Annotated in this window: 18 protein-coding genes; 12 read left to right on the top strand and 6 right to left on the bottom strand. The window is 58.5% G+C overall.

Translation table 11 applies throughout. The annotated features are described in order from the left end of the window. The first annotated feature begins 33 nt into the window (after positions 1-33). The 12 genes from GHN92_RS03765 (at position 34) to GHN92_RS03710 (ending at position 17,461) form a co-directional block, all read left to right on the top strand. Complete coding sequence (locus GHN92_RS03765; RefSeq protein ID WP_003176118.1) at positions 34-210, top strand: hypothetical protein; 177 nt, start codon at positions 34-36, stop codon at positions 208-210. After that, a complete protein-coding gene (locus GHN92_RS03760) occupies positions 194-3,148 on the top strand; it encodes a sensor histidine kinase (protein ID WP_178102594.1) in 2,955 nt (984 codons plus the stop codon). The genes GHN92_RS03765 and GHN92_RS03760 overlap by 17 nt, the downstream gene beginning before the upstream one ends. Before the next feature lie 22 nt (positions 3,149-3,170). Continuing rightward, the gene (locus GHN92_RS03755; protein ID WP_095002567.1) at positions 3,171-4,604 is read left to right on the top strand and encodes a sigma-54 dependent transcriptional regulator; all 1,434 of its coding nucleotides are present in this window, start codon (positions 3,171-3,173) and stop codon (positions 4,602-4,604) included. 735 nt (positions 4,605-5,339) lie between these two features. Continuing rightward, a complete protein-coding gene (locus GHN92_RS03750) occupies positions 5,340-6,734 on the top strand; it encodes a polynucleotide adenylyltransferase PcnB (RefSeq protein ID WP_095002566.1) in 1,395 nt (464 codons plus the stop codon). A gap of 3 nt (positions 6,735-6,737) precedes the next feature. Further along, positions 6,738-7,220 (top strand): 2-amino-4-hydroxy-6-hydroxymethyldihydropteridine diphosphokinase, encoded by a 483-nt coding sequence (gene folK / locus GHN92_RS03745; RefSeq protein ID WP_095002565.1) that lies wholly within the window; start codon positions 6,738-6,740, stop codon positions 7,218-7,220. Between the two features lie 222 nt (positions 7,221-7,442). Next, positions 7,443-8,243: a 3-methyl-2-oxobutanoate hydroxymethyltransferase gene (gene panB / locus GHN92_RS03740; protein ID WP_095018772.1), complete on the top strand. Its 801-nt coding sequence runs from the start codon at positions 7,443-7,445 to the stop codon at positions 8,241-8,243. Next, the gene (panC, locus tag GHN92_RS03735; RefSeq protein WP_153379406.1) at positions 8,240-9,100 is read left to right on the top strand and encodes a pantoate--beta-alanine ligase; all 861 of its coding nucleotides are present in this window, start codon (positions 8,240-8,242) and stop codon (positions 9,098-9,100) included. The genes panB and panC overlap by 4 nt, the downstream gene beginning before the upstream one ends. 265 nt (positions 9,101-9,365) lie before the next feature. Beyond that, positions 9,366-11,030, top strand: coding sequence for a glucose-6-phosphate isomerase (gene pgi, locus GHN92_RS03730; protein ID WP_095024432.1), 1,665 nt, complete (start codon positions 9,366-9,368; stop codon positions 11,028-11,030). Between the two features lie 52 nt (positions 11,031-11,082). After that, positions 11,083-11,952 carry an oxygenase MpaB family protein gene (locus GHN92_RS03725; protein ID WP_133144027.1) on the top strand — a complete coding sequence of 290 codons (870 nt, stop codon included), beginning with the start codon at positions 11,083-11,085 and terminating at the stop codon, positions 11,950-11,952. A 157-nt stretch (positions 11,953-12,109) separates the two neighbouring features. Then, the gene (locus GHN92_RS03720) at positions 12,110-13,291 is read left to right on the top strand and encodes an acetyl-CoA C-acetyltransferase (protein ID WP_095002560.1); all 1,182 of its coding nucleotides are present in this window, start codon (positions 12,110-12,112) and stop codon (positions 13,289-13,291) included. 152 nt (positions 13,292-13,443) lie between these two features. Continuing rightward, positions 13,444-14,457, top strand: coding sequence for a class I SAM-dependent rRNA methyltransferase (locus GHN92_RS03715; protein ID WP_095002559.1), 1,014 nt, complete (start codon positions 13,444-13,446; stop codon positions 14,455-14,457). 88 nt (positions 14,458-14,545) lie between these two features. Beyond that, a complete protein-coding gene (locus GHN92_RS03710) occupies positions 14,546-17,461 on the top strand; it encodes a DUF748 domain-containing protein (RefSeq protein ID WP_095002558.1) in 2,916 nt (971 codons plus the stop codon). 252 nt (positions 17,462-17,713) lie between these two features. Here the strand turns inward: GHN92_RS03710 and GHN92_RS03705 are convergent, their stop codons facing one another. From GHN92_RS03705 to infB, 6 genes are all read right to left on the bottom strand, one after another. Beyond that, positions 17,714-18,067 carry a BON domain-containing protein gene (locus tag GHN92_RS03705; RefSeq protein ID WP_095002557.1) on the bottom strand — a complete coding sequence of 118 codons (354 nt, stop codon included), beginning with the start codon at positions 18,065-18,067 and terminating at the stop codon, positions 17,714-17,716. A 287-nt stretch (positions 18,068-18,354) separates the two neighbouring features. Further along, positions 18,355-20,460 (bottom strand): polyribonucleotide nucleotidyltransferase, encoded by a 2,106-nt coding sequence (gene pnp / locus GHN92_RS03700; RefSeq protein WP_095002556.1) that lies wholly within the window; start codon positions 20,458-20,460, stop codon positions 18,355-18,357. Positions 20,461-20,684: 224 nt separating this feature from the next. Continuing rightward, complete coding sequence (gene rpsO / locus GHN92_RS03695) at positions 20,685-20,954, bottom strand: 30S ribosomal protein S15 (protein ID WP_016783433.1); 270 nt, start codon at positions 20,952-20,954, stop codon at positions 20,685-20,687. A gap of 161 nt (positions 20,955-21,115) precedes the next feature. Further along, positions 21,116-22,033: a tRNA pseudouridine(55) synthase TruB gene (truB, locus tag GHN92_RS03690; protein WP_095018769.1), complete on the bottom strand. Its 918-nt coding sequence runs from the start codon at positions 22,031-22,033 to the stop codon at positions 21,116-21,118. 3 nt (positions 22,034-22,036) lie between these two features. Further along, entirely contained in the window at positions 22,037-22,438 is a 402-nt protein-coding gene (rbfA, locus tag GHN92_RS03685; protein WP_016783435.1) for a 30S ribosome-binding factor RbfA, read from the bottom strand. A gap of 158 nt (positions 22,439-22,596) precedes the next feature. Further along, positions 22,597-25,101, bottom strand: a complete 2,505-nt coding sequence (gene infB, locus GHN92_RS03680; RefSeq protein WP_095002554.1) for a translation initiation factor IF-2 — start codon at positions 25,099-25,101, stop codon at positions 22,597-22,599. Positions 25,102-25,122 lie beyond the last annotated feature (21 nt).

The raw sequence follows: 25,122 nt of genomic DNA, 5'->3' as shown, positions 1-25,122 counted from the left end.
TTTGGGCATGCGGCCTGTAAAAGTGAGGGCGGGATGTATATCTATCGATTGGTCCTGTTGCTGGTTGTCGGGATCTACCTGTTTTCTCCCGCCATCATGGATTGGTGGATCGATGCGACAGGCGCCTGGTACCGGCCCTATCTGCTCTGGCTGATTCTGATCGTTGTGACCTTTATTCTGCAGAGCCAAAAAGATGCCGATGAGCTTTAGCCTGACCCAGATGATCCTGATCAGCGCCGCCTACCTGCTGGTGCTGTTTGGCGTGGCCTGGATCAGTGAACGCGGCATGATCCCGCGCGCAATCATTCGTCACCCGCTGACCTACACCCTGTCTTTGGGCGTTTACGCCAGTGCCTGGGCGTTCTACGGCACAGTGGGGCTGGCTTACGAATATGGCTACGGCTTTTTGTCCAGCTACCTTGGGGTTTCCGGGGCTTTTCTGCTGGCGCCTGTGTTGCTTTACCCCATTCTAAAAATCACCCGCACCTACCAGCTCTCATCGCTGGCCGACCTGTTCGCCTTTCGCTTCCGCAGCACCTGGGCCGGAGCCCTGACCACGATTTTCATGCTGATAGGCGTGTTACCGCTATTGGCCCTGCAAATCCAGGCCGTGGCCGACTCCATCAGCATCCTCACCCGCGAGCCGGTGCAACACCGCGTAGCCCTGAGCTTCTGCGCACTGATCACCCTGTTTACGATCTTCTTCGGCTCTCGGCATATCGCCACCCGTGAGAAACACGAAGGCCTGGTATTCGCCATTGCCTTTGAGTCGGTGATCAAGCTGATCGCCATTGGCGGTGTGGGCCTTTACGCGCTTTATGGCGTGTTCGATGGCCCGCAACAGCTGGAAGTCTGGCTGCTGCAGAACCAGACCGCCCTCGCCGCACTGCACACACCGCTTCAAGAAGGGCCATGGCGCACCCTGCTGCTGGTATTTTTCGCCTCGGCCATTGTGATGCCGCACATGTATCACATGACCTTCACCGAGAACCTCAACCCGCGCGGGCTGGTCAGCGCCAGCTGGGGCCTGCCGCTGTTCCTGTTGCTGATGAGCCTGGCCGTGCCGCTGATCCTGTGGGCCGGCCTCAAGCTGGGCGCCACCACCAATCCGGAATACTTCACACTCGGTATCGGTATTGCCGCCAACAGCAAACCCCTGGCGCTGCTGGCTTATGTGGGCGGGCTTTCGGCCTCCAGCGGGCTGATTATCGCCACCACCCTGGCGCTTTCGGGCATGGCCCTCAACCACCTGGTGCTGCCGCTTTATCAACCGCCCGCCGAAGGTAATATCTACCGCTGGCTGAAGTGGACCCGCCGCGCCCTGATCGTTGCCATTATCATGGCCGGCTACGGCTTCTACCTGCTGCTGGGCGCCGAGCAGGATCTGGCCAACCTCGGCATCGTGGCCTTTGTCGCCACGTTGCAGTTTTTGCCGGGCGTGCTCTCGGTACTGTACTGGCCGACGGCCAACCGACGTGGCTTTATTGCCGGTCTGCTGGCCGGGATACTGGTGTGGATGGCGAGCATGCTGTTCCCGCTGATCGGCAACTTCCAGGGCTTCTATATCCCGTGGTTGAACATGATCTATGTGCTGGACGATACCAGCTGGCACATGGCAGCCATCGCCTCGCTGGCGGCCAACGTGCTGATGTTCACCCTGATTTCCCTGTTCACCAACGCCAGCCCTGAAGAAGCCAGTGCCGCCGAAGCCTGTGCTGTGGATAACGTACGCCGCCCGCAACGTCGCGAGCTGCACGCGGCCTCCCCGCAGGAGTTCGCTACTCAGCTGGCCAAACCTCTGGGCGCCAAAGCGGCGCAAAAAGAAGTCGAACAGGCGCTGCGTGACCTTTTCCTGCCTTTCGATGAACGTCGCCCCTATGCCTTGCGACGCCTGCGCGACAGGATCGAAGCCAACCTTTCCGGCCTGATGGGCCCCAGCGTCGCACAAGATATGGTCGAAACCTTTTTGCCCTACAAGTCCGGCGGCGAAAACTACGTTACCGAGGACATTCACTTTATCGAAAGCCGGCTTGAGGACTACCACTCACGCCTTACCGGGCTGGCAGCCGAGCTCGACGCCTTGCGCCGTTATCACCGCCAGACCCTGCAAGAGTTGCCGATGGGCGTGTGTTCACTGGCCAAGGATCAAGAGATCCTGATGTGGAACAAGGCCATGGAAGAGTTGACCGGCATCCCGGCCCAGCGCGTGGTGGGTTCGCGCCTGGGTACCCTGGGCGATCCATGGCGCGAGTTGCTGCAAGGTTTTATCGACCTGCCGGACGAACACTTGCACAAGCAGCACCTGGCCCTTGATGGCCAGACCCGCTGGCTCAACCTGCACAAAGCCGCCATTGACGAGCCGCTGGCACCGGGTAACAGCGGCCTGGTGCTGCTGGTCGAGGACCTGACGGAAACCCAGATGCTCGAAGACAAGCTGGTGCACTCCGAGCGCCTGGCCAGCATCGGGCGGCTGGCGGCAGGGGTGGCTCACGAAATCGGCAACCCGGTCACCGGCATTGCCTGCCTGGCGCAGAATCTGCGCGAGGAACGCGAAGACGATGGCGAATTGACCGAAATCAGCAGCCAGATACTTGAACAGACCAAACGCATCTCACGCATCGTCCAGTCTCTGATGAGCTTCGCCCATGCCCGCAGCCATCAACACAATGACGAGCCCGTCTGTCTGGCCGAAGTAGCCCAGGATGCCATTGGCCTGCTGGCCCTGAACCGACGCAATTTCGAAGTGCAATTCTACAACCTGTGCGACCCGGACCACTGGGTCGACGGCGACCCGCAGCGGCTCGCCCAGGTATTGATCAACCTGCTCTCCAACGCCCGCGACGCGACGCCTGCCGGCAGTGCCGTACGGGTCAAGAGCGAGGCCAGCGAGCACACCGTCGACCTTATCGTGGAAGATGAAGGCACTGGCATTCCGCAGAACATCATGGACCGGTTGTTCGAACCGTTTTTCACCACCAAGGACCCTGGCGAAGGTACAGGTCTGGGCCTTGCACTGGTCTATTCCATCGTTGAAGAGCATTATGGACAAATCACCATCGACAGCCCGGCTGACATTCACAGCCAACGCGGAACCCGTATCCGGGTGACACTACCGCGTCATGTCGAAGCGACGTCCGCTGTGAACTGAGACCGTCGAGAGAACCGAATCAATGCCGCATATTTTGATCGTCGAAGATGAAACCATCATCCGCTCCGCCCTACGCCGCTTACTGGAGCGCAATCAATACCAGGTCAGCGAGGCTGGCTCGGTGCAAGAGGCGCAGGAGCAGTTCAGCATCCCGTCGTTTGACTTGATTGTCAGCGACCTGCGCCTGCCCGGCGCTCCGGGGACCGAGCTGATCAAGCTTGGCCAGGGCAAGCCGGTGCTGATCATGACCAGCTATGCCAGCCTGCGCTCGGCCGTGGACTCGATGAAAATGGGCGCGGTGGACTACATCGCCAAACCTTTTGATCACGACGAAATGCTGCAAGCGGTGGCGCGCATTCTGCGTGACCGGCAAAACACCCAGAGCGCGCCGGCCGAACGCCCTGCCAAAGCAGGCACCGCTGACAAAAACACGGTGGATAACAGCAACGGTGAAATCGGCATCATCGGTTCGTGCCCGCCAATGCTGGACATGTACAGCAAGATTCGCAAAGTAGCGCCCACTGACTCCAATGTGCTGATCCAGGGTGAATCCGGCACAGGTAAAGAGCTGGTAGCCCGCGCCCTGCACAACCTGTCGCGCCGCGCCAAAGCACCGATGATCTCGGTCAACTGCGCGGCCATCCCGGAATCCCTGATCGAGTCCGAACTGTTCGGCCACGAAAAAGGCGCGTTTACCGGCGCCAGCGCTGGCCGTGCCGGTCTGGTTGAAGCGGCCGATGGCGGCACGCTGTTCCTCGATGAAATCGGCGAATTGCCGCTTGAGGCCCAAGCCCGACTGCTGCGCGTGCTGCAGGAAGGCGAGATTCGCCGGGTTGGCTCGGTACAGTCGCAAAAGGTCGATGTTCGCCTGATTGCCGCGACCCACCGCGACCTGAAAAGCCTGGCCAAGGTAGGCCAGTTCCGCGAAGACCTGTACTACCGCCTGCACGTTATCGCGCTCAAGCTGCCTGCGCTGCGTGAACGTGGCGCTGACGTCAACGAAATCGCCAACGCCTTCCTCGCCCGCCAAAGTGCTCGCGTGGGTCGCACCGACCTCAAATTCGCCCCTGATGCCGAACGGGCGATCAGCCATTACTCATGGCCGGGTAACGTGCGCGAGCTGGAAAACGCTGTGGAGCGCGCGGTGATCCTCTGTGAAAGCCCGGAAATCTCGGCTGAACTGCTGGGTATCGATATTGAACTGAGCGACCTGCAAGACGATGACTTCATCGGCCTGGCCCCGCAGCAGAGCATCAGTAACGGTAACACCAGCCTTGATCCCACCGAGGACCTGTCACTGGAAGACTACTTCCAGCACTTCGTCCTTGAGCATCAGGACCATATGACCGAGACCGAACTGGCTCGAAAACTGGGGGTCAGCCGCAAATGCTTGTGGGAGCGACGTCAGCGTCTGGGAATCCCGCGACGCAAAACCGGCGTGCCAAGCGAGGGCTAGGTAACAGCGCCAGAGGTAACCAACTGTTACCTCTGTTAAATCACGTAACAAAAGCCGGGTCTTACGGTAACGATGACCCGGCTTTTTTTTGCCCGGAAAAAGGCCAAAACCCTGAAAATCCCTTATTTTGCTGGGCCGCACAAAAGTTGGCACGCACCCTGCTATATGTATTCGTACAAGAACAATAAGAATCACAGCAGCACACAATAAAAATAAGACGTATCGGCTCACGCATAACAAGAACAACACGGCGGAGGCGCAGCTAACTGATTGTTTTGGAGAGGTGTTGTAAATGGGGCTTGCCCCGCGACCAGGCAGAGAACAACAAAAACTGCACTTAAAGCAGAGCCTGAACTGGTTGGATCATTGATCACATCAACGCAGCGACCAAAGCAATCCGTTTGCTCTTATCTCCCGATTGGGAGGGTTGCACAGGCAAGACCTTTGTAACCAGGGCGATTAACAAAAACAAAAAGCCCGCAATCAATAATAAAAATAGAGCACGCAACTAATTCTGGGGGAGCTTCGGCTCCCCTTGTGGTTTCTGCGATTTAACAAATCCCCTCGCAACCGTCTAAACCGCGCCTCTTACAGCTATTTATGCTTACGGCTTGCAGCTTCGCTCGCAAGAGCGGCTAAGCGTCCTACACCATCCCCTGACTAAATGCTAGAATCCCCGCCCATCATGCGGTCATTCTTCGTTTTGGCCGAACATTCCTTCAAACAGTGCATCCCATGCTGAAGAAGCTGTTCCAGTCATTCCGTTCTCCCAAGCGTCGTACGCAACAACTGCGCAGCACCCCTGAAGTGCTCAACAGCAGCCAACACTCGCTGCAACGTGCCCAGTTCAGCCGCTACGCGGTCAATATCGTCGAACGCCTGCAGAACGCCGGTTACCAGGCCTATCTGGTTGGCGGTTGCGTACGCGACATGCTGCTCAATATCACGCCAAAAGACTTTGACGTCGCCACCAGCGCCACGCCCGAGCAAGTGCGCGCCGAATTTCGCAATGCGCGAATCATCGGTCGTCGTTTCAAGTTGGTGCATATCCACTTTGGCCGCGAAATCATTGAAGTCGCGACCTTCCGTGCCAATCACCCGCAAAACGACGAAGAGGAAGACAGCAACCAGTCCTCGCGTAACGAAAGCGGGCGCATCTTGCGCGACAACGTCTACGGCACCCTTGAAGAAGACGCCCAGCGTCGTGACTTCACGATCAACGCCCTGTACTACGACCCGGTCAGCGAGCGCATCCTCGATTACGCCAATGGCGTACACGATATCCGCAACCGTTTGCTACGCCTGATCGGCGACCCGCAACAGCGCTACCAGGAAGACCCGGTTCGCATGCTGCGCGCCGTGCGCTTTGCCGCCAAGCTCAACTTTGGTATCGAAAAGCACACCGCCGAACCAATCCGCGAACTGGCGCCGATGCTGCGGGAAATCCCTTCGGCGCGCCTGTTCGAAGAAGTGCTCAAGCTGTTCCTCTCCGGTAACGCTTCCGACACCTTCGAGATGCTGGTTGACCTCGAGTTGTTCGACCCTCTGTTCCCGGCCAGCGCCGAAGCACTGGAGCACAACCCGACCTACACCCACACCCTGATCAGCGAAGCCTTGCGCAACACTGATCTGCGCATCAAACAGGGCAAACCGGTGACCCCGGCCTTCCTGTTTGCCGCCCTGTTGTGGCCCGCGTTGCCTGCACGCGTATTGCGCCTGCAAGATCAAGGCATGCCGCCCATTCCTGCCATGCAGGAAGCCGCCCATGAACTAATCGCCGAGCAATGCCAGCGTATTGCTATTCCCAAGCGCTTCACCATGCCGATTCGCGAGATCTGGGACATGCAGGAGCGCCTGCCGCGTCGCAGCGGCAAACGCGCCGACATGTTGCTCGACAACCCGCGTTTCCGTGCCGGGTATGACTTCTTGCTCTTGCGTGAAAGCGCCGGCGAGCAGACCAATGGCCTGGGCGAATGGTGGACCGACTATCAGGACGCCAATGACAGCGGCCGCCGCGAGATGATCCGCGATCTGAGCAACGCCAAGGATGACGGTACCGGTCCTGCACCGCGCAAACGTCGCCGTACCAGCGGTGCCAAGCGTAAACGCAGCGCCGCAGCGGACGAGTAAGCGATGGAACGCGTCTACATTGGAATGGGCAGCAATCTGGCTGACCCGGCGGATCAATTGCGCAGTGCTGTCCAGGCCCTGGCGCAATTGCCGGACTCCCGACTCATCGGGGTTTCAGCATTTTATCAAAGCGATTCGCTGTTGCCTGGCCAGCCGCGCTACACCAATGCCGTAGCGGCCATCGACAGCTCGCTGGCGCCGCTGGACCTGCTCGATGCCCTGCAGGCCATCGAACTGGACCAGGGACGCGAGCGTCAAGAGCGTTGGGGCCCGCGGACTCTGGACCTGGACATCTTGCTATTCGGCGATCGCCTGATCGACGAGCCCCGCCTTAAAGTTCCGCACTACCACATGCACGCCCGGCCTTTTGTGCTGTATCCGCTGGCCGAACTGGCGCCAGCATCGCTGAAACTCTCCGATGGCCGCACGCTCGCGCAATTGCTCGATGACTGCCCATTTATCGGGCTTGAGCGAATCCCCTCTTAAGCTGAATCGAATCAATACCCGGGTAACACCATTGCGGTAACACCCGGAATTGACTTCCAGTGCCCTCGTCACGACTATAGGCATCCCGCAGCCATCCACAGGATGGTGCAATGTGAAAAGCAGGCTTTATAAGCGCCCTCTATAAAGGTGTGCCTGTTCATAACGATGAATCACACGCGTTACTCGCAGTGGTTACCACACTGCCTGACGAGGATCCTTTTCATGCCAGCTATTACCCTTACCACCCTGCAAGGCCTTAAGCAAAAAGGTGAAAAAATCACCATGCTGACGTGCTATGACGCCACCTTCGCCCACGCCTGCAATCAGGCCGGTGTTGAAGTGCTATTGGTAGGCGACTCCCTGGGCATGGTTCTACAAGGGCATGACAGTACATTGCCTGTGACGACAGCTGACATGGCCTACCACGTGGCCTGCGTCAAACGCGGTAACCAGGACGCTCTGATCCTGGCGGACATGGCCTTTATGGCCAACGCCACCCTGGAACAAAGCCTCAACAACAGCGCGGTGCTGATGAAGGCCGGCGCGCATATGGTCAAGGTCGAAGGCGCCGTGTGGCTGGCCGAGTCGATCCGGGCCATGACTGAACGCGGCATCCCCGTGTGCGCGCATATGGGCCTGACCCCGCAGACCGTGAACGTGCTGGGGGGTTACAAGGTACAAGGCCGCAACGAAAACCAGGCGCGCCAGATGCGTGCCGATGCCATTGCCCTGGAACAGGCAGGAGCGGCCATGCTGCTGCTCGAATGTGTACCCAGCGAACTGGCAAAAGAGATCACCCACGCGGTCAAGATCCCGGTCATCGGCATCGGCGCCGGCAGTGACACCGACGGCCAGGTCCTGGTGCTGCACGACATGCTGGGCCTTTCACTGACCGGCCGCGTGCCCAAGTTCGTGAAAAACTTCATGAGCGGCCAGCCCGATATCCAGTCCGCCCTGCGCGCCTACGTCACTGAAGTCAAAGCCGTCAGCTTTCCTGCTACCGAACACGGATTCTCTGCATGAACACAGTTAAAACCGTTCGCGAACTGCGCGCCGTCATCGCCCGCGCACGCCGTGAAGGCAAACAGATAGCACTGGTCCCGACCATGGGCAATCTGCACAGTGGCCATGGCGCACTGGTAACCACCGCCGCACAACAGGCCGATTTCGTGGTGGCGAGCATTTTCGTCAACCCGCTGCAGTTTGGCGCCAACGAAGATCTGGATACCTATCCGCGCACCCTGGCAGCCGACCAGGAAAGGCTTCTGCAGGCAGGCTGTGACTTGCTGTTTGCCCCGACCGTTGAAGAAATGTACCCCAACGGCATGGACGGCCTGACCCGTGTTACTGCTGCCAAATTAAGCAATGAACTGTGCGGCAGCCGTCGCCCGGGGCATTTCGATGGTGTGACCACCGTGGTCAGCAAGCTGTTCAACATGGTTCAGCCCGACCTGGCGATCTTTGGGCAAAAAGACTACCAACAGCTGGCAGTCATTCGCGCAATGGTCAACGATCTGAACTTCCCGATCCAGATCATCAGCGAACCCACCGTGCGCGCCGAAGACGGCCTGGCCCTGTCCTCGCGCAATGGTTACCTGAGCGAAGAGCAGCGAGCCCTGGCGCCAGCCCTGTACCTTCACCTGAGTGAAATGGCGCGCGCCATCGAAGCCGGTGAGCGCGACTACCCGGCCCTGGTGCGCCAGCATCTGGCGCAAATCGAAGCCATTGGTTTTCGTCCGGACTACCTGGAAGTGCGCCACGCACAGACCTTGCTACCGGCGCAGGCGACTGATCGCGACCTGGTAATTCTGGTTGCGGCCTTCCTGGGTGCCACCCGTTTGATCGACAACGTACATCTTAATCTCGACAGCGCGCTCTGACAGAGTCGCCTGTGCGGAACCGCGGAATGACCCGCACTCCATAAAGAAACACTGAAACGTTTCACCTGCTGTGACGTAACTGTGACAAAAGTTACTTCTCGGTGTCAGACAAAGCCAAGACAGAAGCAGGCGCGAAGGTTACTGTAATCGCCCTGCTTCCAGTTAACGTGCAGAATCAGACCGACCGAACGCCTGAACAAGAAAAACCAGGCGCAGGTGTTTTCAGTGTCCAAAGGCAGTTCAAGCAAAAAGGATATCCGCAGCGATGGCGTACTACCGCACCCCTCACGACGTTACCGCTCTGCCCGCTTGGCAAGCGTTGAAACTTCACCGTGCCAGCATGCAAAACTTCAGCATGCGTGACGCGTTTAACAGCAACCCGAAACGTTTTGAAGAATTCACCCTGAGCAGCTGCGGGCTGTTTCTGGACTACTCGAAAAACCTGATCACCAACGAGACCCGCGATCTGCTGGTCAACCTCGCCAATGAGGTCGACCTCAAAGGCGCAATCAAGTCGTTGTTCAGCGGTGAAATCGTCAACGCCTCTGAAGGTCGCCCGGCCTTGCACACCGCGCTGCGTCGCCCGGTTGCCGACAAACTGTCGGTCAACGGCGTGAACATCATGCCCGAGGTGCATAAAGTCCTGAACCAGATGACCGAGCTGGTCGGCCGGATTCACGACGGTCTGTGGCGCGGTTACACCGAGAAGCCAATCACCGACATCGTCAATATCGGCATCGGCGGCTCGTTCCTCGGCCCTGAGCTGGTTTCTGAAGCGTTGCTGTCCTACGCGCAAAAAGGTGTGCGCTGCCATTACCTGGCGAACATCGACGGCAGTGAGTTCCATGAACTGACCGCAAAACTGCGCGCTGAAACCACCCTATTTATCGTTTCGTCCAAATCATTCAATACCCTCGAAACCCTGAAAAACGCCCAGGCGGCACGAGCCTGGTACCTCGCCCAGGGCGGTTCGGAAGCTGAGCTGCATCGCCACTTTATCGCCGTATCGAGCAACAACGCGGCAGCCGTGGCATTCGGTATTCGAGAAGAAAACATCTTCCCGATGTGGGACTGGGTCGGCGGGCGTTACTCGCTGTGGTCGGCCATCGGTCTGCCAATTGCCCTGGCCATCGGCATGTCCAACTTCAAAGAGCTGCTGTCCGGTGCCTACAGCATGGACCAGCACTTCCAGACTGCTCCGTTCGAGCAGAACATGCCGGTACTGATGGCCGCACTGGGTGTGTGGTATGGCAACTTCTGGGGCGCGCAAAGCCACGCGATCCTGCCGTACGACCACTACCTGCGTAACATCACCAAACACTTGCAACAGCTGGACATGGAATCCAACGGCAAGAGCGTGCGCCAGGACGGCACTCCGGTGTCAACCGATACTGGCCCGGTGATCTGGGGTGGAGTGGGCTGCAACGGTCAGCATGCGTACCACCAATTGCTGCACCAAGGCACCCAACTGATCCCGGCCGACTTTATCGTGCCGATTGTCAGCTTCAACCCGGTGTCCGACCACCATCAATGGCTGTATGCCAACTGCCTGTCGCAAAGCCAGGCGCTGATGCTGGGTAAAACCCGCGCAGAAGCCGAAGCTGAACTGCGCGACAAGGGCATGAGCGAAGAAGAAGTTAAAAAACTGGCGCCGCACAAGGTGATCCCGGGCAACCGCCCGAGCAATACCCTGGTGGTGGAACGCATCAGCCCGCGCCGTCTGGGTGCACTGGTGGCGCTGTACGAACACAAAGTGTTTGTGCAAAGCGTGATCTGGGGCATCAACGCCTTCGACCAATGGGGTGTTGAACTGGGCAAGGAGCTGGGCAAGGGCGTATACAACCGCCTGACCGGTATCCAGGAAGAGCCTGCCGACGATGCGTCGACCCAGGGCCTGATCAACTACTTCCGCGGCCGTCACCGCGGGTGATTGATAGCCAGCCAGTTTTCATCGACTGGCTGGCACCATCGAGAAAGGCATAATGGAATTTATCCGCCGCCCCATCGAGCGCCAGATCATGAGCCTGACCGGGCTTTCCCTCGGCAAGCTCGACCTCGAAAACCCCAAGGGCGACCCCGGCCTGTTCGGCCCGGACTCCATCAGTTGGCAGGTCCACGGTGACTTCACCAGCATGCTGATTGGCGGCATCAGCGCCTTGATGCTGCAAGCCTTGCACCCACTGGCCCTGGCCGGGGTGTGGGACCACTCCAGTTTCCGCGAAGACATGCTGGGTCGGCTACGCCGCACCGGGCAGTTCATTTCAGGTACCACCTTCGGCGCCACCGGCGATGCCAACTGGCTGATCGACAAGGTGCGCACCATCCACCTGCAAGTCAGCGGTACCGGCCTCGATGGCCGCCCCTATGCCGCCAGCGATCCCGAGCTGCTGACCTGGGTGCATGTGGCCGAAGTCAGCAATTTTCTCGCCGCCCACCTGCGCTATCGCAACCCGCATTTATCCGCTGAAGATCAGGACCGCTACTACGACGAAATCGCCATGATCGCTGAACGCCTGGGCGCCACCCACGTACCGCGCTCACGTCAGCAAGTAGCCGATTACCTCGACAGCGTTCGCCCGCAATTGCTTTGCGATGAGCGCAGCCGTGAAGTCATTCGCCTGCTGCTCAACGCCCCTGCCCCCAGCCTGCTGGCGAAACCATTTGGTGCATTGATGATGCAGGCCGGGATCGATTTACTGCCCGACTGGGCCAGCGATCAATTGGAGCTGCATCAAGGCCCGATGGTTCGCAAAGGGGTGCGGGCCGGGGTCAACAGCACCGCGCCAATCCTGCGCTGGGCCGTACGCAACGGTTCGGTACAACGGGCGCGACGGCGCATGGGGCTTGGCTGAAAACCGCTACGTTGCCATCGCGGGCAGGCCCGCACCCACAGGATCTGTGGTGCTCTTGTGGGAGCGGGCCTGCCCGCGATGAACTCAACACCGATTTATGCCACCATGCCCGCCTGAATCCGGACACAACACTCCAAGAATAAAGAGGACTCAAGCAATGCAAGACGTCGTAATCGTTGCGGCTACCCGCACCGCCGTTGGCAGCTTTCAAGGTTCGCTGGCCCATGTACCTGCCGTGGAACTGGGTGCCGCCGTCATTCGCCAATTACTCGCACAAACCGGCCTGGATGGCGCCCAGGTCGACGAAGTGATCATGGGTCAGGTACTGACCGCCGGTGCCGGGCAAAACCCTGCCCGCCAGGCGGCAATCAAGGCCGGCCTGCCGTTTGCGGTACCGGCACTGACCCTGAACAAGGTTTGCGGGTCGGGCCTCAAGGCCCTGCACCTGGGGGCCCAGGCCATTCGATGCGGCGATGCCGAGGTGATCATCGCCGGCGGCCAGGAAAACATGAGCCTGTCCAACTACATCATGCCCGGTGCCCGCACCGGTCTGCGCATGGGCCACAGTCAGATCGTCGACACCATGATCAGCGATGGCCTGTGGGATGCGTTCAACGACTACCACATGGGCATTACCGCCGAAAACCTTGTGGCTAAATACGACATCAGCCGTGAAGCGCAAGACGCCTTCGCCGCCGCCTCACAGCAAAAAGCCACTGCGGCGATTGAAGCCGGGCGCTTTGTCGATGAAATCACCCCCGTCCTGATCCCGCAGCGCAAAGGCGATCCGATCGCATTCACTACCGACGAGCAACCGCGCGCTGGCACCACCGCCGAATCGTTGGCAAAACTGCGTCCCGCATTCAAAAAAGACGGTTCCGTCACCGCAGGTAACGCCTCCTCACTCAATGACGGCGCAGCCGCGGTCATGCTCATGAGCGCCGCCAAGGCCAAGGCCCTGGGCTTGCCGGTGCTGGCCAAAATCGCAGCCTACGCCAATGCCGGCGTCGACCCGGCCATCATGGGCATCGGCCCGGTCAGTGCCACCCAGCGTTGCCTGAGCAAAGCCGGCTGGACTTTGCAGCAACTGGACCTGATCGAAGCCAACGAAGCCTTCGCCGCACAAGCGCTGGCCGTGGGCCAGGAACTGCAATGGGACGCGAGCAAGGTCAACGTCAATGGCGGCGCAATTGCCATTGGCCACCCAATTGGTGCGTCAGGTTGCCGGATCCTGGTGACCCTGCTTCACGAAATGCTCAAGCGCGACGCCAAAAAAGGCCTGGCCACCTTGTGCATCGGCGGTGGTCAGGGCGTAGCGCTGGCGATCGAGCGGGAGTAATGCAAAACGTGTAGATACTCTGTTGCCGGTCAAGCCATCCTGTGGGAGCGAGCCTGCTCGCTCCCACAGCGGCTACAAGAGCAACGCAGCAATAATCACCAGCCCTATTCTGCTAAACTGCCGCGCCTTATCTGTCCCCCAAGGCGCAATGCATGTCTTCCTTGAATCAGGCGCTGCGCGCCGCCCTCGATAATCGTCACGACCTGTTGGCCGAACTGCACGCCCAGGGCACCGACTGCTATCGCCTGTTCCACGGCAGCCAGGAAGGCGCCGGCGGCCTGACCATCGACCGCTACGGCCCGCAACTGCTGGTACAAAGCTTTCATCAACGTCTTGAGCGCGATGATTTGCTGCAACTGCACGAAGCCATCAATCGCCACCTGGGCCTCGACCTGCTGCTGGTCTACAACGACCGCTCCCAGGGCAACTCGCGTATCGACCGCGAAGACACCGTGTACCGCGCCGAAGACGCCGCCCTTGAAGACACCGTCGGCCACGAATGGGGCCTCAAGTACCGGGTGCGCGGCCGCCATGCCGGGCAAGACCCGCTGTTGTTTCTCGACCTGCGCAACGCCCGTGGCTGGGTCAAGCAGCACAGTGCCGGCAAAAGCGTGCTCAACCTGTTCTCCTACACCTGTGGTGTTGGCCTGAGTGCCGCTGCAGGTGGAGCCAGCGAAGTCTGCAACCTCGATTTCGCCGAAGGCAATCTGGCGGTTGGTCGCGAAAACGGCCTGCTGAACCCTGAACTGCCAAAAATGAAATTCGTACAGTCCGACTATTTCGCGGCCATCCGCCAATTGGCCGGTCTGCCAATCATTCAGCGTCGTCACAAGCTGCCTGCCTACCCGCGCATGGATCAGCGTGAATACGACCTCGTGCTGCTCGACCCGCCTGCCTGGGCCAAGAGTGCCTTCGGCACGGTCGATCTGCTGCGCGACTACCAAAGCCTGCTCAAGCCGGCCGTACTGACCACCGCACCAGACGGCGTATTGATCTGCTGCAACAATCTGGCAAAGGTCAGCATGGACGACTGGCGCGAGCAGGTTTTGCGTTGCGCCGAGAAAGCTGGCCGCCCGGTTCGCGACTGGCAGGTCATGAGTCCGGCCAGCGATTTCCCGTCCCTGGATCAGCAGCCACCGCTGAAAACCCTGATCCTTCAGTTTTAATCCATTCTCCCAATACGGCGTTCGTCTCGGAACCAGAAACGCGTGCCATACTCCAAGGCACTTCCGACTGCTATAGACGACGCCCCACATGCTCAAAGGATTGATCCGCGCCCTTGGCGCCGTGCTGATTGCCATCGCACTTTACAGCGTGCTTGGGTTCCTGATCTTGCCGGGCATCGGCCTGCGCATCATCAACCAGCAACTGGCCAACTACGCCACGGTGCCCGCCAGACTCGACCGGCTGGAGTTCAACCCCTTCAGCCTTGAGCTGACCCTGTGGGGGTTCAGAGTCGGCGAACCGGGCAAGGAACAGGTCGGCTTCGAGCGGCTGTACACCAATCTGCAAGCCGACAGCCTGTGGACAAAAGCCCTGCACCTGGCCGACGTGCAGCTGGATAAACCGAAAACCGAGCTGCTGTTCAACAAGGACGGTACGCTCAACCTGACACAACTGTTCAAGCTGCCCGAGAGCGAGCCCACCCCGGCCGATCCCGAGAGCAAACCGTTCCCGCTGCGTATCGACAACATCAAGCTGGCGGGTGGCTACCTGCACTTCACCGATATGCGTCCCAGCGAGCCCATCGAATTCCTCTATGACTCGATGGACCTGGAGCTGAAAAACCTCAGCACCCTGCCCGATGACAACGCCGATATGACCCTGGTGGCCGCAGGCCCTGCAGGCGGGCGGATCGACTGGACCGGCACCCTGAGCCTGGTACCCATCACCTCGACCGGCAAACTGAAAGTCACCGACGGCAAGATGAAAGTCTGGTGGCCCTATGTGCGCGATGCATTACCGCTGGCCCTGGAAGATGGCGTACTGAATTTCAGCACCGACTACACCCTGAACCTGTCCAAAGAAACCGAAATGCTCCTGAGCAATGCCACGGCCAGCATCGCACCGCTCAAGATCAATGCCCCCGATGGCCGCCCGCTGGTGCGTCTGGAGCGCCTGGATGTCAGCGACACCAGCGTCGACCTGGCCAAACAGGAAGTGGTGGTCGGCAAGATCAACAGCCAGAACCTCGAAACCTGGGCCGCCCGCGAAAAAGACGGCCAGCTTGACTGGCAAAAGCTGTTTGCCAGCCAGCCCGACAAACCATCGACCAAAACCGAAGAAGTGGTGACCGTCGAAGCACCGAAAGCAGCCCCGGTGGCGCCGAGCAAACCCTGGGCCGTGCTGCTCAAGGATGTCGACCTGCGTGACTATCGCATCCACCTTGCCGACAAGGAGCCCAAAACCCCGGTGGAGCTGGAGGTCGGCCCGCTGAACCTGAACCTGAAAAACTTCGACAGCCTGAACCGTTCTCCTTTCACCCTCAACCTCGACACCGGCGTGGGCAAGCAAGGCAAACTCACCGCCAGCGGCGACGTCAGCCTGAGCCCGGTAAGCGCCAGACTCAAGGTCAACACCAAAGATATCGACTTGCGTATCGCCCAGGCCTATATCGACCCGTTTATCCGCCTTGAGCTGCGTAGCGGCATGCTTGGTAGCGACCTGGCGGTTGATCTGAAAAGCACCGCCCCCCTGGCCTTTACCGTGGCCGGCCGCGCCCAGATCGATCAACTGCACACATTGGACACCCTGAAAAACCGCGACTTCCTGAAGTGGCAAAAACTGGTGCTGGAGGATCTGAAGTACCAGCACGGCGATAGCCTCTCGCTTGCACGGGTCAATTTCGAAAAGCCCTATGTGCGCTTCATGATCAACGATGACCGCACCACCAATATCGATGACCTGCTGATCCCGCAACCTGCAGGCAGTACGTCGGCCAAAGGCACGGCCAGCAAGGAAAAACCGCTGGGCATTCACATCGGCGCAATTGCGATCAACGATGGTTCGGCCAATTTCGCCGACTTCAGCCTGACACCCAACTTCCAGACCGCGGTTCAACAACTCAATGGCCTGATTGGCACCATCGACAGCCGTAACCCCAAACCTGCCCCGGTCAATATTGCAGGCAAGGTCGACCGTTATGCGCCGGTGACCATCAAGGGCAGCGTCAACCCGTTTGACCCGATGGCCAGCCTGGATATCGCCACCAGCTTCAAGCGTGTCGAACTAACCACCTTGACCCCCTACTCCGGGAAGTTTGCCGGTTACCGCATCCGCAAGGGTCGTCTCAACCTCGACCTGCATTACCTGATCACCAACGGCCAGCTCAAAGCCGAGAACAAACTCGTGGTCGAACAATTGCAGCTGGGGGAAAAGGTCGACAGCCCGGACGCCGTGGATCTGCCGATCAAACTGGCGATTGCCTTGCTCAAGGACACGGACGGCAAGATATCCATTGAACTGCCCATCAGTGGCGACCTCAACAACCCGCAGTTCAGCGTGATGCCGATTATCTGGCAAACGGTACGCAACCTGGTGCTGCGTGCCGCCCAGGCGCCCTTCAAGTTCATTGGCGGGCTGATCAGCGGTGGTGGAGCCGAGGACCTGGGCACCGTGTCATTCGCCCCAGGATCAAGCGAGCTGAGCCCTGAGGCACAAAAAGCCCTGACCACACTGGCCCAGGCCCTGAAAGAACGCCCGGCTTTACGCCTGGAGATCGAAGGTACGGCCGCACAGAGCAGCGATGGCCCTCTGATCGCCAAGGAACGTCTTGAGCGCGAGTTCCAGTACACCTACTACAAGATCCTCCAGCGTCGTGGCGACAAAGTACCGGCCAGCGCCGGCTTGCTCACCGTGCCGGACGATGAGAAAGGCCCGTTACTTGAAGGTATCTACCGCACGCGTCTCAAGCAGCAACCGCCTGCTGAATGGAAAGACCTGAGCCGTGACGAGCGCGCGGCCAAAATGACCGCGGCACTGATCGACTTCTGGAGCAAAAGCGAAGTGTTGTTGCGTCAGCTGGGGCAAGACCGTGCAAGCAGCATCAAGGACTACCTGGTGGACAAGGGCGGGCTGGCGGATGACCGCGTGTACTTTATCGATGCCACCCTGGGCCAAGCCGAGAGCGACGGCCGGGTAATCTCGCCACTGCATCTGGATAGCGAATAATGCACAACGTCGCTGATTTGTTGCAGCTGCCGAAGGCACGAGGCTGCGTTCGGCAGCTGCTACGCGGATTTTCGTAGCCCCAATCCCAAATAGACCCAATCCCAAATAGAACAGCCCCCGACGCAAGCGCCGGGGGCTGTAATGGCCACATCCGTGTGGCCGTCGCATGAACCTTTTAAACAATGCCTGCAGGCGTACTGCTTCAATCACCTGCCAGAACCTTGTTCCCCCGGTTCTACGAGAAAGGGTGCTTTATTCCGCTTTCAGGCCATCAGCCGATACAGCTTTAACGCCTTTGATCTTTTTGGTGATCGCAACAGCAATCTCTTTTTGCGCTTCAGTCACCGGTACCATCGAGGACAGGGAAACAACGCCTTTGTTGGTTTCTACCTTGATGTCCGTGCCCGGAATGCCTTTTTCAGTGACCAGGTCAGCTTTTACTTTGGTAGTGATCCAGGTATCAGAAGTAGCTTCCTTGGCTTTGGTTACTTCGCCTGCAGCCACCACCATGGGTGCCTGGGTGGTCGCCTGGGCAGCAAATGCAGCATTGGCCATAGTCAGGGTCAGAGCGGTGGCAGTTGCGGCAGCGATAGCGAACTTCTTCATACGAGTAACTCCTGTCTTCTTTAGAATCTGCGCCGTCTTGCAGCAGCAGGGTTATCAGTACTATTGCAGGCCGCGTGCCAACTTTTAAAAACAAATAAACCTATATAAATCAACAACTTACAAAATAGCCAAAATTGCCCCGTCGTGCAAAATGCATGGCGCCGGTTAATTCTGCATGCAAGTTGCGGCTTTCGACTCGTGGCCTATGGCCCTATGGTGCTGACTTTGCTCCAGGCATAAAAAAAGGACCCCGAAGGGTCCTTTTTCAAAGCAGGTGTCGAGAGCGATTAAGCTTCCGAAGCCTTGGCAGCAGCGACGTCCTTGATGGACAGCTTGATACGGCCGCGGTTGTCCACGTCCAGTACCAGTACTTCCACTTCCTGACCTTCTTTCAGAATGTCAGTCACTTTCTCAACGCGAGCATCGCTCAGCATGGAGATGTGAACCAGGCCGTCTTTGCCCGGCAGGATGTTTACGAATGCGCCGAAGTCGACGATACGCTCAACCTTGCCCACGTAGATCTTGCCGATCTCGGCTTCAGCGGTGATGCCCAGAACGCGCTGACGCGCGGCTTCTGCTGCTTCCTTGGACTCGCCGAAGATCTTGATCGAACCGTCGTCTTCGATATCGATCGAAGCCTTGGTTTCTTCACAGATTGCACGGATCGTCGCGCCGCCTTTACCGATAACGTCACGGATTTTGTCGGTGTCGATTTTCATCGCGATCATGGTCGGAGCGTTGGCCGACAGCTCGTTGCGCGATACGGCAATGATCTGGTTCATCTGGCCCAAGATGTTCAGGCGAGCGTCCAGGGCCTGGCCCAGAGCGATCTCCATGATTTCTTCGGTGATGCCCTTGATCTTGATGTCCATCTGCAGCGCGGTAACACCCTTGGCGGTACCGGCTACCTTGAAGTCCATGTCGCCCAGGTGGTCTTCGTCACCCAGGATGTCGGTCAGAACAGCGAACTTCTCGCCTTCTTTAACCAGACCCATGGCGATACCGGCAACCGGCGCCTTCATCGGCACACCGGCATCCATCAGTGCCAGGGAAGCACCGCAAACCGATGCCATCGAGCTGGAACCGTTGGATTCAGTGATTTCCGATACAACACGGATGGTGTACGGGAACACGTCGGCAGCAGGCAGCATGGCTTGAACCGAACGACGGGCCAGACGGCCGTGACCGATTTCGCGACGACCAGCGCCACCCATGCGACCACACTCACCTACCGAGAACGGAGGGAAGTTGTAGTGCAGCATGAACGGGTCTTTTTTCTCGCCTTCCAGGGTGTCCAGCAGTTGCGCGTCACGGGCAGTACCCAGAGTTGCAACAACCAGCGCCTGAGTTTCACCACGGGTGAACAGGGCCGAACCGTGGGTCTTCGGCAGAACGCCAACTTCGATGTTCAGAGGGCGAACAGTCTTGGTGTCACGACCATCGATACGCGGCTTGCCGTTAACGATGTTTTCGCGAACGGTGCGGTATTCGATTTCACCGAATGCAGCTTTAACTTCGCTGGCAGAAGGCTGGCCTTCTTCACCGGACAGCTTGGCAACAACCTGATCCTTCAACTCGCCCAGACGCGCGTAACGGTCTGCCTTGACGGTGATGGTGTAAGCCTGGGAGATCGCTTCGCCGAACTCGGCACGAATAGCGCCCAGCAGTGCGGTCGCTTCCGGGGCAGCAGCCCAGTCCCAAGTTGGCTTGGCAGCTTCGGCAGCCAGCTCTTTGACAGCCTGGATAACCACCTGGAATTCGTCGTGGGCGAACAATACGGCGCCCAGCATCTGGTCTTCGGTCAGCTCTTTGGCTTCCGATTCAACCATCAATACGGCTTCCGAAGTACCGGCAACAACCATGTCCAGGCTCGAAGCGGCCAGTTGCTCGTAAGTCGGGTTCAGCAGGTAACCGGTGCTTTCGTGGTAAGCAACGCGGGCAGCGCCGATCGGACCATCAAAAGGGATGCCGGAAATGGCCAGGGCAGCCGAAGTACCGATCATCGCAGCGACGTCCGGATCGGTTTTCTTGCTGGTGGACAGAACGGTGCAGACAACCTGCACTTCGTTCATGAAACCTTCTGGGAACAGCGGACGGATCGGACGGTCGATCAGACGCGACGTCAGGGTTTCTTTCTCGGAAGGGCGACCTTCACGCTTGAAGAAACCGCCTGGGATTTTACCCGCGGCGTAGGTTTTTTCCTGGTAGTGAACCGACAGAGGGAAGAAACCCTTGCCTGGATCCGCTTGCTTGGAACCGACCACAGTCACCAACACGCTGACGTCGTCGTCAACGGTGACCAATACTGCGCCGGAAGCCTGACGGGCGATACGGCCAGTCTCGAGAGTAACGGTCGACTGACCGAACTGAAATTTTTTGATAACCGGGTTCACGGTGTCCTACCTTCTTTGTGGCTCTTGGGGAACGGGTTTCTTGCGAAAGTCATATGCAACATCGGGTGTTGGCCCGACTCAAGATGCTTACGAAAACAGCCCTATAGGCAAGCTTTCGTAAGAATCCGGGTAGTCCAGATAAAACTTGAGGCTGGAAGCCTGCCATGAGACTGCGGGAAACCCGCAGACACACGACAGACAACCAGCCTCTAGCAACATCGCTATTAGCGACGCAGACCCAGGCGAGCGATCAGCGCTTTGTAACGCTCAACGTTCTTGCCTTTCAGGTAGTCCAGCAGCTTGCGACGCTGGTTTACCATGCGGATCAGACCACGACGGGAGTGGTGATCTTTGCTGTTAGCTTTGAAGTGACCTTGCAGCGTGTTGATGTTAAAGGTCAGCAGTGCAACCTGCACTTCTGGAGAACCTGTATCACCTGGAGCTTGCTGGTAGTCTTTTACGATTTCTGCTTTGTGTTCAACTGTAAGTGCCATTTGGCTTTCCTTTCAATTAGGGCCTGCTTGCGAACAAGACAGATCCAATAGGCCGAGGACAAATCCTCGTATTTAAATGTGAGATGTGACCGTGCCTAATAACAGCCACCCTCATTCCAGTCTGCGCCGGTAATACTACACCCGATGCAGCCTGGTTCCGGTCATTCCGACCGAATCAGTCGACGCGGCGCAATACGCCCGTCTTCGCTCACTTCACCGATACCGATAAAGCGACCGTTGTGATCCTGTACCCGCACCATACCGAACTTCGGAGCATCCGGAGCACGCACCGGTTGGCCATTGAGCCAATAAAACGAGCTGGCTTCCGAGAAGTGCAGCAATGGCCAGTCGAGCAAACCGCTGTCCGATGGCATCAGGAAGCGATCAACCGCTTCATTGCCGCCTTCGGCATGCACCGCCTCCAGCTCTTCCAGGGTAACCGTCTGGGCCAGGCTGAAAGGTCCGGCGTGGGTACGACGCAGTTCTGCAACGTATGCCCCGCACCCCAATTGCTCACCGATATCTTCCACAAGGGTACGGATATAGGTGCCTTTGGTGCAGTCGACGGCCAGGCGCGCAGTGTCGCCTTCGCTGGCCAGTAATTCGAGGCGGGTAATAGTAACAGAACGCGGTTCACGCTCCACCACTTCGCCTGCACGGGCCAGCTTGTAAAGCGGCTGTCCGTCACGCTTGAGCGCAGAGTACATCGGCGGTATCTGGCTGATTTGCCCACGAAAATTGGGTAAAACAGCTTCAATATCGGCGCGACCAACGGTCACCGGGCGAGTCTGCAAAACCTCGCCTTCAGCGTCTGCCGTGGTCGTGGTCTTGCCCAATTGCATCAGGGTTTCATAACCCTTGTCGGAATCGAGCAGGTATTGCGAAAACTTGGTGGCTTCGCCAAAGCACAGCGGCAATACACCGCTGGCCAATGGATCGAGGCTACCGGTGTGCCCTGCCTTCTCGGCATTGAGCAGCCAGCGAACTTTCTGCAGGGCCGCATTGGAAGTAAACCCAAGTGGCTTGTCCAGCAGGATGATGCCGCTGACGTTACGACGGATACGCTTGACCTGAGCCACCGGTTACTCCTTGGTGTCTTCGGGAGCAGTGGTTTCAGGGTGCTGATTGTCTTCAGCCACTGCACGCTCGATCAAGGCGGACAGATGAGCACCACGCACCACGCTTTCATCGTAGTGGAAGTGCAACTGCGGAACGCTGCGCAGCTTCATTTCACGCGCCAGTTGCATGCGCAGGAAACCCGCTGCCGAGTTCAGCACCTTGATGCTCTGGGCGATATCTTCAGCGCTGTCCTGACCCATCACGGTGATGAAGATCTTGGCGTGACCGACGTCACGGCTGACTTCAACAGCAGTAATGGTGACCAGGCCCACGCGCGGGTCTTTGACTTCACGACGGATCAGCTGTGCCAGCTCGCGCTGCATCTGATCGCCAATACGTTGGGTACGGCTATATTCTTTTGCCATGTCTTGTTACCTGTTACTCACCCATGGGAAACCCATGCGGTCTGAAAGCGGCAAACGCCCGGCACGACAGAAGCCGGACCGGGCGTTGCGTTTAGAGTCCAGGCCGAGCGCTGCGCATTTGCATGCGCGGGCTCGTCCTCGCTCTTGAGGCTCGCGAGTTAGAGGCTGCGAGCAACCTGGACCTTCTCGAACACTTCGATCTTGTCACCGACTTTAACGTCGTTGTAGCTCTTGACGCCGATACCGCATTCCATGCCGGCACGCACTTCGGACATGTCATCTTTGAAGCGACGCAGGGATTCCAGCTCGCCTTCGTAGATAACGATGTCTTCACGCAGTACGCGGATTGGACGGTTACGGTGAACAACACCTTCCAGCACCATGCAACCTGCAACCGCGCCGAACTTAGGCGAACGGAACACGTCACGGACTTCAGCGATACCCAGGATGTTCTCCCGAACGTCGCTGCCAAGCATGCCGGTAAGGGCTTTCTTGACGTCTTCGATGATGTCGTAGATGACGTTGTAGTAACGCATGTCCAGGCCTTCCTGCTCGACAATCTTGCGAGCGCCGGCATCGGCACGCACGTTGAAGCCAAACAGTACAGCGTTGGAGGCCAGTGCCAGGTTAGCGTCGCTCTCGGTGATACCACCGACACCGCCGCCCACTACGCGCACTTGCACTTCGTCGTTACCCAGGCCGCTCAGAGCGCCCTGCAGAGCTTCCAACGAACCACGGACGTCAGATTTGAGGACGATGTTAAGCGTCTTCTTCTCTTCCTGGCCCATGTTCTCGAAGATGTTTTCCAGCTTGCCTGCGTGAGCACGCGCCAGTTTCACTTCGCGGAACTTGCCTTGACGGAACAGGGCAACTTCACGTGCCTTCTTCTCGTCGGTCATTACGCTCATCTCGTCGCCAGCATCTGGCGTACCGTCCAGGCCGAGAATCTCGACAGGGATGGATGGACCGGCTTCCTTGATAGGCTTGCCGTTCTCGTCGAGCATGGCGCGGATGCGGCCGTAGTTGGAGCCGACCAGTACCATGTCGCCTTGGCGCAGGGTACCGTCTTGAACCAGAACGGTAGCAACAGGACCGCGGCCTTTGTCCAGACGGGACTCAACCACTACGCCACGGCCAGGAGCCGATGGAGTTGCCTTGAGTTCCAGAACTTCAGCTTGCAGCAGTACGGCTTCGAGCAATTCGTCAACGCCGGTACCCATTTTCGCCGAGACCGAAACAAACGGAGTGTCACCACCCCACTCTTCCGACGTCACGCCGTGAACGGACAGTTCGCTACGAATGCGATCGAGGTCAGCACCTGGCTTGTCGATCTTGTTCACTGCAACAACCAGAGGCACGCCAGCGGCTTTCGCATGCTGAACGGCTTCGATGGTCTGCGGCATTACGCCGTCGTCTGCAGCCACAACCAGAATCACGATGTCAGTCGCCTTGGCACCACGAGCACGCATTGCGGTAAACGCAGCGTGACCCGGGGTATCGAGGAACGTGACCATGCCGCGTTCGGTTTCAACGTGGTACGCACCGATGTGCTGGGTAATACCACCGGCTTCGCCAGCCGCTACCTTGGCACGACGGATGTAGTCGAGCAGGGACGTTTTACCGTGGTCAACGTGGCCCATTACGGTCACAACCGGTGCACGGGAGAACGACTCGCCTTCGAACTTCAGGGACTCGGCCAGGGAATCTTCCAGGGCGTTGTCGCTGACCAGAGTCACTTTGTGGCCCAGTTCTTCAGCAACCAGTTGGGCAGTTTCCTGATCCAGTACCTGGTTGATGGTTGCTGGAGTACCCAGCTTGAACATGAACTTGATGACTTCGGCAGCCTTGACCGACATCTGTGCGGCCAAATCGCCGACAGTGATGGTCTCGCCAATCTGCACGTCACGAACTACAGGGCCGGTTGGGCTCTGGAAACCGTGAGCGTTGCGCTTCTTCAGCTTGCCCTTGCCACGACCACCGCGACGGAAGCTGTCGCTTTCTTCGTCGGAAGTGCGCGGAGCAACACGTGGAGTCGGTGCTTTTTCTTTAACCGAGGCACGATGCGGAGCGTTTTTGCGATCGCCGTCACCACTGCCGCGACGATTGTTATCGTCTGCGCGTGGTTTGTCCGGGCGACGCTGTTCGTCACGCTTGCGTGCATCAGCGGCTGGAGCCGGTGCTGGCGCTGCGGCTTGCACAGGTGCAGGCGCTGCAGCGGCCGGAGCCGGTGCTGCAACAGGAGCAGATGCAGGCTGGCGGCGCGCTTCTTCTTCGGCGCGACGCTTGGACTCTTCTTCAGCCTTTTGACGTGCGGCATTTTCTACTGCACGACGTTCATCCATCTCACGTTTGCGCTCGGCTTCGATTTCTTCCGGGCTTTGCTGTACGAAGACTTTCTTCTTGCGTACTTCAACGCTGATGCTTTTGCTGCCAGCTACACGCAGGGTACTGGTGGTTTTACGCTGCAAAGTGATCTTGCGCGGTTCTTCCACTTTAGCCTTGTGGCTGCTTTTAAGGTGAGTCAGCAGAGCCTGCTTCTCACTATCGGTTACATTCTGCTCGGCGGCGTTGTGCGGCAGACCTGCCTCACGCATCTGCTGCAACAGGCGCTCAACCGGTGTTTTGACCTCATCGGCCAGTTGTTTCACCGTGACTTGCGTCATGCATTTCTCTCCTCAGGCCGC

The sequence above is a fragment of the Pseudomonas sp. FSL R10-2964 genome (assembly GCF_009600035.1).
GTDB classification, from domain to species: Bacteria; Pseudomonadota; Gammaproteobacteria; order Pseudomonadales; family Pseudomonadaceae; genus Aquipseudomonas; species Aquipseudomonas bubulae.
The sequence above is the reverse complement of the archived record's forward strand: the minus strand, read 5'-3'. Positions and strand labels throughout refer to the sequence as shown.